Source organism: Mesorhizobium sp. P3_A8 (assembly GCF_056402995.1).
In genome coordinates this window covers 98,006-108,864 of sequence record NZ_JBFUGI010000005.1, presented here as the reverse complement: position 1 = coordinate 108,864, position 10,859 = coordinate 98,006, and the positions used below count along the sequence as shown (strand labels likewise).

Here is a 10,859-nt window from a genome sequence, read left to right as displayed (position 1 = left end):
CTCTCGGGGAACCGCAGCCACATCTCAGGAGGATGACGCGGATGAAAATGGACAAGGAAGACCTCGAGGGGTTCGCAACCGACAGCGACACGGACATCGAATGCCTTCAGATCGCGCCCTTGGGCGGAGGCAAGGCGGCCATTCTGTTCCTGCTCAGCGATGCCGACTATGTCACGACAGTCTCGGTGATCTTCATCGTCGATGATTTCAACCCCAAGACAGCGCGGGGCTTCCTGGTGACCTCCGAATGGCTGATGTCGCTTTCGGCTGCGCCTTCAGGCGAGTTGTTCGCGCTGGAAGCCACGACCTGGATCTGGCGCAATGCCGATGCCAACTGGGCGCGTGACAAGGTCAGCCAGAAGAGCCTCAGGCAAGTCTGGGCCGAAGATTCCGGCGGACCGATTGCCGTCGGCACGGACGGCGTGGCGTACCGGCTGGCCGGCTCGCAATGGCAGCCCATCGCCCCGCTTGGATCCAATGAGTATCTGGATGTTCACGGGCATCCGAAACATGGCATCTACGCCTGCGGCGAGATGGGCACCATTCACCAACTGGTGGGCGCGGGCTGGCGCCCGCTGGATGTGCATCGGCACGACCGGTTTCGCGGCATCGACATTGCGCCGGACGGCAAGATAAGGGTCGCGGGCGACGATGGTGTCTGCCTGTGCATCGCGGATGAGGAAGTGACCCAGATCGAGGCTGCCGCTGACATGACCTATCTCGCCGTGCGCAGTTTCAAGGGCAAGACCTACTGGGGCGACGAAGCTGGCCTCAATATCGAGGTGGGCGGCGCGCTTGAGCCATTCGAGGACACCGGCATCGCGTCGGACCTGCGCAGCGATGGCGAATTCCTCTATGTGGCCGGTATCGATACCGCCTGGCGCTTTGACGGCCGCAAGTGGAAAACACTTACCCTCGTCTATGACGAAGGCCTTCGGCTGACGTGACCGCGCCGGGTTGGGCCGAGCATCTGCCCAGTACCCGCAAGTTGGCGGACGGCGGTCCTAATGCCCGTTCTCCGATAGATACGCCCGCACTTTGGCGAGGTCGAGTTCGGCGATCCGCGCCGGCGCGCCATTCACCAGCATGCGGAGCACGAACATTTCACCTGCCTCCGGATATTCGGCATAAAGCAGTTCGGCGATCTCCTGCCCCACCTGGCCCGCGACCCGAAGGCCATCGAGATGAGCGTCCAGCCGTTCGACAAGGCGCGCGAGGCGCTCCTCGTCCATGTCGGGGTTTTCGTCAGGGTGCAGCAAATGGTGGTCGTAGACGGTCCACAGAAATGCCGCCATTTCCGCATGCTGTCGCACAATCTCGCGAAGAACGACCTTCGGCATCAGTTTAGGTTCACCGACCCGCCCCGGATACGGTTCGTGGCGCTGGCATGGCTTGTCACGTAGGTGCCGCGAATGGTGATGCGGCCGTCCTTCTCCATGATGATCGTCGCCTTGCCGCAGCGAAGCTCGACACGCTCGTCACCCGTTATGGTTACGCGCTCTCCGTCGCGTATGACCTGGGCGGCGGCGGATTTGCGCGACGGCTCGACAATCCGGCCGACGATGAGTGGTCGGTTCGGATCGCCCTCCTGGAAAAGCAGCGCCACCTCGGCGCCGATCATCGCCGATGTCAGCTCGGTCAGGCTACGCGCCGGGATCGCTGTTTCCTGCGGATTTCCGGGAAACACGACCAGTGGCGCGTCCTCACCGAAGCCCAGGAATATGCCGATCACAACGCCTTCGATTCGCTCTACAACCTGTGTCATCGTCCGCCTTCAATTCTGCTTAATTTCCGAACCCTTCATCGTGATGTCGCTCGAGGCCTTCATATTGATCTTGCCCGAGCCCTTGACGGAAATGTCCTTGCCCTCGATGGTGATCGTACCGTCTTTCTTCATCGTGATCGTCGCGGAACCGCATTTCAGGGCGATGGAATCGCCCGCCTCGAGCACAAACGTCTTGCCTACATTTATGGTCGCGTCCTCGCCGACCCGGACCATGCTGCCTTTTGCGACCTTGAGCTCATGGGCCGCACCAATTTCGGTGACATCGTTGCTCGCGATCTTGGTGTTGCGATCCTTGCCGATCTGAGAAACCTTGCTGCCGGCAATTGCGAAACTCTGGTCCGCGCCGATCTGGACACTCTGGCTGGCGGCAATTTCCCAACCATCCGAAGCACCGATGTTATGGCTCTGCGCAGCACCAACCGTAACCGACCGCGTCGCGCCGATGGTGTTTGTCTGCGGCCCGCCGACGCTTCGTGTCTCGGATGCACCGACGGTATCGATGCGGGCGGCGCCGACAGTGACGGTCTGGACAATCCCGACGGTCTGCGAGTGGTTGGAGCCGATCGTCTCCGTCGAGTTCGAACCGATGCCAATCGTCTCATTCGACCCCACCGTCAGCGAGCGGTTCTTGCCCACTGTCTCGGTGTCGTTCGAGCCGATATTCGTGGTCTGGTCGACGCCGACCTTGACCGTCTTGTTGTTGCCGACGTCCTCATCGAGGTTGTGGCCGACGGAATGCTTGGCGTCGTGGTCGATGCGGTCGGACTGGTCGTGCTGGACGAGCTTGGTGCGGTCGTGCTTGATCAGAAGGTGGTGGTCCTTCTGCGCCTGGAAATTGACCAGTTCGGAGCCGGCCTTGTCCTCGAACATCAGCTCGTTGTAACCGCCGCCGCCTTTCGAAGAGTTGGATTTCCAGCCCGATTGCGTTGCGTTGCCGGGCAAGCCGTAGGGCGGCATCTGCGAGGCGTTGTAGACCCTGCCGGTGATGATCGGCAGATCAGGGTCGCCTTCCAGGAAGTCGACGATCACCTCCTGGCCGATGCGCGGTATCTGGATGAAGCCCCAGCCGCTGCCGGCCCAGGTCTGCGAGACACGGACGAAGCAGGAACTGTTTTCGTTCTTCTTGCCCAGGCGGTCCCAGTGGAACTGCACCTTCACCCGGGCATATTTGTCGGTGAATATCTCCTCGCCGGAAGGGCCGACCACCGTCGCCGTCTGCGGCCCGCGCATGATCGGCCGCGGCGTGATCCGCGGCGCGCGATAGGGCAAGGCAGTCGGTGCGACACCCAGCACGAGTTTGAAATTCTCGCTGTGGGCCTCGTTCTGGGTTCTGTAGCCCGGGTCGAACAACCTGTATTCGGCGCTGACCACCAGATACTCCTGGTTCTGGTCATCGCGCGGAAAGCTTTCCAGCTTGAACGTGCAGCCGGAATGGAGGCCGCGCACGGTTCCGACGGCAGTGATGCGCTGGTGCACGGCCTGGAGTTCCTCGCGCCGGATACCGGCCAGAGTGTCGCCGCGCCCGACATCGAGATGCGCCCCAGGCTGGCGATAATTCTCGCCGGCAGCTTCCTTGTGGCTGAACGGCTGGGCCGACTTCGCCATCAGATCGGCCCCAGGCTTCTGGAAATCATAGTCGGTATGGGCATAGGCCCCCGGCCGCACCGAACTGCCAGGAATCCATTCGGTGATGTATTCGACGTCGCGCCGCGAGCCCTGCCCCTCGAAATTATAGGGTATCTTCTCGTAGCCCGGCGCCGGCTTCAGCTTGCTCATCGCGTCGCACAGAACGAGCGTGTGCTTGCCCTCGTCATGCTCGAAGAAATAGAAGATGCCTTCGTGCTCGAGCAGGCGCTGGACGAAATCGAGATCGCTCTCGTCATACTGCACGCAGTATTCGCGCGACGGGTACGACCCCTGCAGCCGCTTCTCGAATTTCGCCGTACCGTATTTCGAGAAGATCTTTTCGACGATCTCGACAGCGGTCATGTTCTGGAAGATCCGGCAATCGGTCGCATTGCCGAGAAACCAGAGCCACGGCCTGACGACCGCTTCGTAATAGGCCAGCCGGTCCTCGATGCGGGTCAGGCGGAACTCGGACACCAGGCCGCTGAACCACCGTTTTGGATCGGATTCTCCTTCGACCGAAACCACGCCCCCCAGCATCTTCAGCGGATCGATGTCGGAGTTGGGCCCGACGAAGCCGACCGTATAGGCAAAGCAGCGGCTGATCTCGTCGCGGCCGACAAGATGCGTGAAGGTCAGCTCGGCGCCGACCGGTGTCTGCACAACCGTGGCACGTTCGTTCGGCATGGGTCGTGCCCCTCCTGGACGCGGCCGCCGGCGCGGTGGATTTGAAGTTCCCGCCATCTCATCAGGAACTTTTCAGGACCCGCCGCACCAGGCCATGTTGAGCCTACCACATGTTGTCGCGCCGACCAAAGAGGACGCACGGTGGAAAATCCTTACCCTGTCGATGCATTGCCTCGAAACGCTGCTGTCCTGTTGTATGTGCAAACTGCTAGAATGTGGAGTATCGGTCAGTGTTCGACGGCGATCCTGGATGTACATCAGTCTGCAAATCAACAATGTCGACGCCTTGCCTGCGGGCATCTCGACCGGCTACGCGGCGCGGGATCGCAGCTTCGAAATCGGACGCGATGCTTGCGACTGGACCTTGTCGGACCCCGACAAATTCATCTCGGGCCGGCATTGCGAGGTCCGCTACGTGGCAGGTGCGTTCTGGCTGCACGACGTCTCGCGCAACGGAACCTACATCAACGGGTCAAGCCAGCGCATGACCGGCCCGCATCGACTGGGCAGCGGCGACCGGATGCTGATCGGCCGTTATGTCATCTTCGTGTCGATCGACGAGGAGCGGGTCGCGACCGGCCATCCAAGCCACGGTTCGACGCAGCGCGAAATGCCGGCTGCGGCAGGCCGGTCGCTGGAATTCGGAGATGGGCCGTTCTTCGACCCCGCGGAACAACGGTCCGGGCAGCGCGGTGCCGCATCGACGTTCCCGTCACAACCGCCTTTGCCCTCGACAAGAGACGAAGTGCTGCGGGAAATCGCGATCGCGGCCGGCATCTCGCCGGAACTACTGCAATCGCGCGACCCGCATGAAGTTGCGGCCGAGATCGGCGCGGTGCTGCGGACGGTGGTCGAGGAACTGACCTTGCTGCTGAAGGCGCGCGCGGCGGCGAAAATGCTGGCCAAGAGCACGCAGAGAACGATGATCAGCGCCGCCGACAACAACCCGCTGAAATTCGTCCCGGGAACCGACGACATACTCGAGATCATGTTCGCACGGCGCCGGGCCGGCTATCTCGATGCCAGGCGCAGCATCGAGGATGCGTTCCGCGATCTCAAGACCCACGAATTCGCCACCTATGCCGCCATGCAGGCGGCGCTGTCGCGGCTGCTTGACGACCTGTCTCCGGAAGCGATCGGAAGAAAGCTTCCGCCGACGTCGTTCTCGTCGAAAAAGAGCCAGGCCTGGGACGCTTTTGTCGCGACCTGGCGAACCATGGAGGAAGCACACGAGAACGGCATGTTGGACATATTCCTGGCCTATTTCAGCGAAGCCTATGCCAAAGCCGACAAGCAGAAATAGGCGCTTCCGGGGCGCGTTGCAGCCGACGAAGATACCTCTTCGGCGCGCGGCATCCGGTTCCAATCGAGAATTTCCGGGATTACGATCGCATACGACAATTCGCCAAGCGGGTAAGGCTGATCGACCTGGGGGTCTGCGGCAAATGTCATCTTACAGCGGGATAGTAAGGAGTAGCCGACCGTCCTCAAGACACTGCCCTGCTGCGCAGGGCTCGCCTTTGCGTTACCTGGCCGCGAAGAGCTCTGCGCCTGTCCGGCAAGAGCGCGGGCGTCAGGCGCGGACGGACGATCGGCCATGAACTCGAAGGACGATCCTTTCGGCCCGGCGGGCAAGACCGTCATTCGCGCCACGCCACGGCGTGAGCGAAAACCGGCGCCGATCCCACAGGAGCCCGCCGAGGATGGCGGGCAACGCTCGCCGGTCAAGGAGTCGACCGTGTTCGATCCCGGCGTCGGCCGGCATACGCCGCCTGGTTGGACATCAGGGACCGTGCTTTATCAGGGAACTCCTCCTGTTGCGGCAGGAAGCGGCGCTTCCGCTGCGAAGCCGGCGCCGGCTCTGCCACAGGAGACCCTGCTCGATATCACCGACAGTGTCCGATATTCTGCGGCAAACCCGATCCTTGCCGCGGCCGCACCCTTGCTGATGCTGTTCGGCCAGCTCAGGCTTGTCCCCGTCGAGAGACGAGCGGAGCCGTTGGCCGAACATGTCGCTGAGGCGATCGATAAATTCGACAGGACACTGGAGAAATCAGGTGTTGCCGAAGAGGATGCGCGGATTGCTAAGTTCGTCCTTTGCGAAACAGCCGACGATCTCATCGGCAACCTGCCTTGGCCACGCAAGGACACCTGGGCGCAGCACAGCATGCTGTCGCAGTTCTTCCACGTCGAGCCTAACGGGACAGGCTTTTTCGAAGCGCTGAACAAGGTCCTGGCCAGCCCGGAGACACACTACGATCTGCTCGAACTGATGCATGTCTGCCTGTCGCTGGGGTATGAGGGCCAATATCGCGGCCTGACACGCGAAGACACCAATCTCGAACGCGTTCGGCGCGACGTCTACGAAACGCTTCGCTATTTCAAGCCTCGCGCCGACGAGGACATCTCGCCTCGCTGGCAAGGCTTGGCGGCGACGATGTCACAATCGTCGACACGCCTGCCGCTGTGGGCCGTCGCGGCAGCGGCAACGGCGCTGCTGACAGCGGCGTTTTTCGCACTACGGGTCTTCATCACCAATGAAGGCGACGCCACCGCCGGTGAATTGCTGGCTCTCACGCCATCGACGCCGATCGCCATCGAGCGCGCGAGCGTGGCGCCGTTGGCCGAGCCGGTGAAAGTCACTCCGCCTGCAGCCACAACCACGCAGATCGACCGCATCCGCTCGGCACTGGCCAAGGACGTCGAAGCCGGCGGACTGACCGTCGGCACGAAGGGCGACTTCATCGTCGTGGAAATCAACAATCTCCTGCTGTTCCAGTCCGGCCGGGCCGAGGCGAAGCCGGGGTTCCAGCCCATAGCCACTGATATCGCAGCCGCCCTGGAACCCGAGCGCGGACCGATCAGGATCGTCGGCCACACCGACAATGTGAAGCCGCGAAAATCGAGCCCGTTCAAGTCCAACTTCGACCTGTCCGTCGCCAGGGCGAAGGCCGTCGAAACGATGATGGCGCCGAAGTTCAGCGATCCTTCGCGGCTGACCGTCGACGGCAAGGGCGAGGACGAGCCGATCGCCGACAATGCGACGCCGGAAGGCCGCGCCAAGAACCGCCGTGTCGATGTGATGATCGCCAAGGAGGAAACATTGTGAGCACGGCCGGTTGGAAGCGCCGATGACGCGTTGGCTGCTGCAGATCTTCAGCATGATCGCGCTGGCCGGTTTTTCGGCGGCCGTGTGGTTTGCCGGACCGTTGATCCGCTTCGCCGACAGCCGCCCTCTCGGGCCTGTCTGGCTGCGCGCGGCAATCATCGGTGTGATCGTGGCGACCGTGGCGATCATCTACGGATTGCGCTTCTGGAAGATGCGCAAAGCGCAAAAGGCGCTGGAGACCGTCGTTGCCCGCAACGACGACAGGGACAGCGACTCGCAGGTGCTCGAAGCGCGCATGAACGAAGCGATCGCCGCGCTCAAACGGTCGAGCGGCAAGCGCAATTTCCTCTATGAGGTCCCCTGGTACATCATCATCGGCCCGCCCGGCGCAGGCAAGACAACGGCACTTGTCAATTCCGGCCTGAATTTTCCGCTGGCCGGTTCGGGTGATGCCCAGCCAGTCGCCGGCGTTGGCGGCACACGCGCCTGCGACTGGTGGTTTACCGATCAGGCCGTGTTGATCGACACCGCCGGACGCTACACGACGCAGGAGTCCAATGCGCAGAGCGACAGCAAGAGCTGGCTCGCCTTCCTGGCGCTGCTCAAGAAATACCGCGCACGCCAACCGATCAACGGCGTCATCCTGGCGATCAGCCTTGCCGATCTCATCGGCCTCGACGATCAGCAGCTTGACGCTCATGTCGTCGAGATACGCAGTCGCCTGCGGGAAATCCACGAGACGCTGAAAATCCAGTTTCCGGTCTATCTGCTGTTCACCAAGGCCGATCTTGTCGTCGGATTCATGGACTATTTCGGCGGTTTCGACGAGCCGCGCCGACGCAAGGTCTGGGGCGCGACATTCCAGACCGCCGATCGCACCAAGAACATGGCCGCCGAGGCTCCGGCCGAATTCGATGCACTGGCAAGACGCCTGGTCGAGGAGATGCCCGACCGCCTTCAGGAAGAGGCTGACCCGGCCGCGCGCATATCGGTCTTTGGCTTTCCGGCGCAGTTTGGCGCGCTGAAGGTTCGAATTACGAGTTTTGTCGCCGGCCTGTTCGATCCGGGCCGCAGCCAGGTGAATGCCAGCCTGCGTGGGCTCTATTTCTCGTCAGGCACGCAAGAGGGGACGCCCATCGATCAGGTGTTGGGCGCGATCGGCCGCAGCTTCGGCAGCAATTCCCGCGCCCATCTTTCCGGAAGCGGCAAAAGTTTCTTTCTGCATGATCTGCTGACAAGCGTCATTTTTGCCGAATCCGGTTGGGTTTCGTACGACAAATCGGCGGCAAGGCGTGCGGCGATCGCCCGATTTGCCGGGCTTAGCGCCATCGCCTTGATCGCCGCGGCGGCCCTCGGAACGCTCGCCCTGAGCTTCACCGCCAACAGGTCGCTGATTGCCTCCACCACGCAGGCCATGGGCCAGTACCGCACGACGGCGGACGCGCTGCTCAAAAGCACCGAGGTGACCGATGTCGACCTCGAAAACGTCATCGGCCCGCTCGACCAGTTGCGCGATCTGCCGGCCGGGTTCGAAACCGGCGACGCACCGACACCGATCGAGGAGACGTTCGGCCTCAGCCAGCGGGACAGACTGCTTTCGGCGTCCAGGACGGCTTACCGGCAAGCGCTGGAGCGCATGTTCCGATCGCGTCTGCTGATCCAGGCCGAGCGGACGATCCAGGCCAAGATGGCCGATCCCGCCGCGCTCTACGAACCGTTGAAAATCTACCTGATGCTCGGCGGCAAGGCGCCGAAGGTCGACGACGCCTTGATCATCTCCTGGATGAAGCAGGATTGGGAGCAGAACCGCTATCCGGGCGAAAACAACCGCCCAGGACGCGAGCAGCTCGAAAAGCACCTGCGCGCCATGCTTGCCCTGGACGACGCCTATGATCCGGTTTTCGAACTGAACCAGCCGCTCGTCGAGGCCGCCCAGCGCTCGCTTGGGCGGATGAGCCTTGCCGACCGCGCCTCCGCCTTGATCAAGTCGGCGGTATATTCAGCGGCGCTGGAGGATTTTTCGGTTTCCGTCAAAGGCGGCCCGGAGTCGCAGCTGCTGTTCGAGCGTGTCGACGGCGGCGACCTGTCAGGCCTTCGTGTTCCCGGCCTCTATAGTTGGGCCGGCTTCAACCATTTCTATCTCGGGCAACTCTCGCGCATTGCGCAGACGCTCGTCGACGACCAGTGGGTGCTCGGTGGCGGCGGCGAGCAAGGCGGCATCGATCAGGAACTGCTCAAGCTCGGCCCCGAACTTCTCGATCGCTATGGCAAGGAATTCGCAACGGCGTGGAACAGCGTTCTCGACGGGTTGAAATTCAAAGCTATGCTGAAGGACAAGCCGCACTATATCGCGCTTTCTGCCGTCGCCTCACCAACCTCGCCGATCGAACAGCTGTTTACGGCGATCGCCGACGAAACCGCCCTGACGCGCGACGCAGCTTCCGGCCAAGACACGAGCACCGGGGTCGAAGCCGGCACGGTTCAAGGCCAATCTCCGGACGCAGCAAAGATGGCCAAGGGCCTAGCGCGCATCGGCATACAAATCGCCACCGGAAAATCGCAAAGCCGTGCCGGCATAGGATCCGCAGCAAACCAGAATCCCGGGGCCAATATCGAAGCGCAGTTCAAATCGTTCCAGGCCCTGGTGAGCGGTCCTGCCGGACGCCGGCCGATCGATGCCTTGACGCAGAATTTCCGCGACATCTACCAGAGCCTGCAACTGGCGACCGACGTGCCTTCACAGACGGAACGCGTCAACGCCAATCTGCAGCTGCAGATAGCCACCCTTCGCGCCAATTCCTCGCGCCTGCCCAAGCCACTCGCCAGAATGGTCAATGCGACGGCGGACGAGTTTGAAGGAAATGTCACAGAGACCTCGGTGGCGAATTTGAACCAGCTGCTCGACCAGGCGGTCACCGCGCCTTGCGAGGCGGCGATCAACGGCCGTTATCCTTTCTCCGGCAATGCCACCGAGGACATGGCGATGGCGGATTTCGCCAAACTGTTCGCTCCGGGTGGGCTGATGGACCGGTTCTTCGCGCAAAACCTCGCATCGCTGATCGACATGAGCGGTCAGGACTGGAGCTGGAAGCAGGATGCGCGCTTCGGCCGCGACCTGTCGAAATCGACGCTGAAAAGCTTCCAGCAGGCGGCCGAAATCCGCAGCGCGTTCTTTCCCCAGGGCGGTTCGACGCCCTCGATCAGCATCACCTTCACGCCGTTCTCACTGCATGGCGATGCCGATGCGGCGGTGCTCGATGTCGACGGTCAGACCGTGCAGAGCAACCAGGCGGGCAACGCGCCGAGCACCTTGACGTGGCCGAGCGGCGCGGCTTCCGGATCCGCCAGCCTGAGCCTGACGCCGGAGATGCCGGGCCGCGAATCCAGCATCAAGTTCGAAGGGCCGTGGGCGCTGAAGCGGCTCATGGACAAGGCGACCATTACCGGGACAGACAGCAATGTCGAAGCGCGCTTCGTGATCGGCGGGCGCGACGTCACCTATACGATCCAGACCGGCTCCGGCCCCAGCCCCTTCCTGCTTCCGGCACTTCCCGGATTCAGCTGTCCGAAGGCGTTTTGAGATGGGCTTCGAACCTTTCAACGCGTTGACACCCCGCATGAGCCGCAGGGACCCGGACCTTAATTTCGATA

General features: G+C 62.3%; 7 protein-coding genes. 4 read left to right on the top strand and 3 right to left on the bottom strand.

What is annotated here, in order from left to right; translation table 11 throughout:
• The first annotated feature begins 41 nt into the window (after positions 1-41).
• Complete coding sequence (locus AC1DX4_RS13600; protein WP_477220784.1) at positions 42-947, top strand: hypothetical protein; 906 nt, start codon at positions 42-44, stop codon at positions 945-947.
• A 57-nt stretch (positions 948-1,004) separates the two neighbouring features.
• On the opposite strand, the gene AC1DX4_RS13595 is transcribed toward AC1DX4_RS13600, so the two are convergent.
• From AC1DX4_RS13595 to AC1DX4_RS13585, 3 genes are read right to left on the bottom strand one after another with little or no spacing between them, the layout of a single operon-like run.
• Positions 1,005-1,340: a hypothetical protein gene (locus AC1DX4_RS13595; RefSeq protein WP_477220783.1), complete on the bottom strand. Its 336-nt coding sequence runs from the start codon at positions 1,338-1,340 to the stop codon at positions 1,005-1,007.
• On the bottom strand, positions 1,340-1,765 hold the full coding sequence (locus AC1DX4_RS13590) for a DUF6484 domain-containing protein (RefSeq protein WP_477220782.1): 426 nt from the start codon (positions 1,763-1,765) through the stop codon (positions 1,340-1,342). Before AC1DX4_RS13590 ends, AC1DX4_RS13595 begins: the two co-directional genes overlap by 1 nt.
• Positions 1,766-1,774: 9 nt before the next feature.
• Entirely contained in the window at positions 1,775-4,099 is a 2,325-nt protein-coding gene (locus AC1DX4_RS13585; RefSeq protein ID WP_477220781.1) for a type VI secretion system Vgr family protein, read from the bottom strand.
• A 250-nt stretch (positions 4,100-4,349) separates the two neighbouring features.
• Here AC1DX4_RS13585 and tagH point away from each other — a divergent pair, with 250 nt between their 5' ends.
• The 3 genes from tagH to tssM all read left to right on the top strand — a co-directional run bounded on the left by tagH (position 4,350) and on the right by tssM (position 10,788).
• On the top strand, positions 4,350-5,402 hold the full coding sequence (gene tagH, locus AC1DX4_RS13580) for a type VI secretion system-associated FHA domain protein TagH (RefSeq protein WP_477220780.1): 1,053 nt from the start codon (positions 4,350-4,352) through the stop codon (positions 5,400-5,402).
• Positions 5,403-5,696: 294 nt separating this feature from the next.
• Entirely contained in the window at positions 5,697-7,208 is a 1,512-nt protein-coding gene (gene tssL, locus AC1DX4_RS13575; protein WP_477220779.1) for a type VI secretion system protein TssL, long form, read from the top strand.
• A gap of 22 nt (positions 7,209-7,230) precedes the next feature.
• Positions 7,231-10,788, top strand: a complete 3,558-nt coding sequence (gene tssM, locus AC1DX4_RS13570; protein ID WP_477220778.1) for a type VI secretion system membrane subunit TssM — start codon at positions 7,231-7,233, stop codon at positions 10,786-10,788.
• Positions 10,789-10,859: the final 71 nt, after the last annotated feature.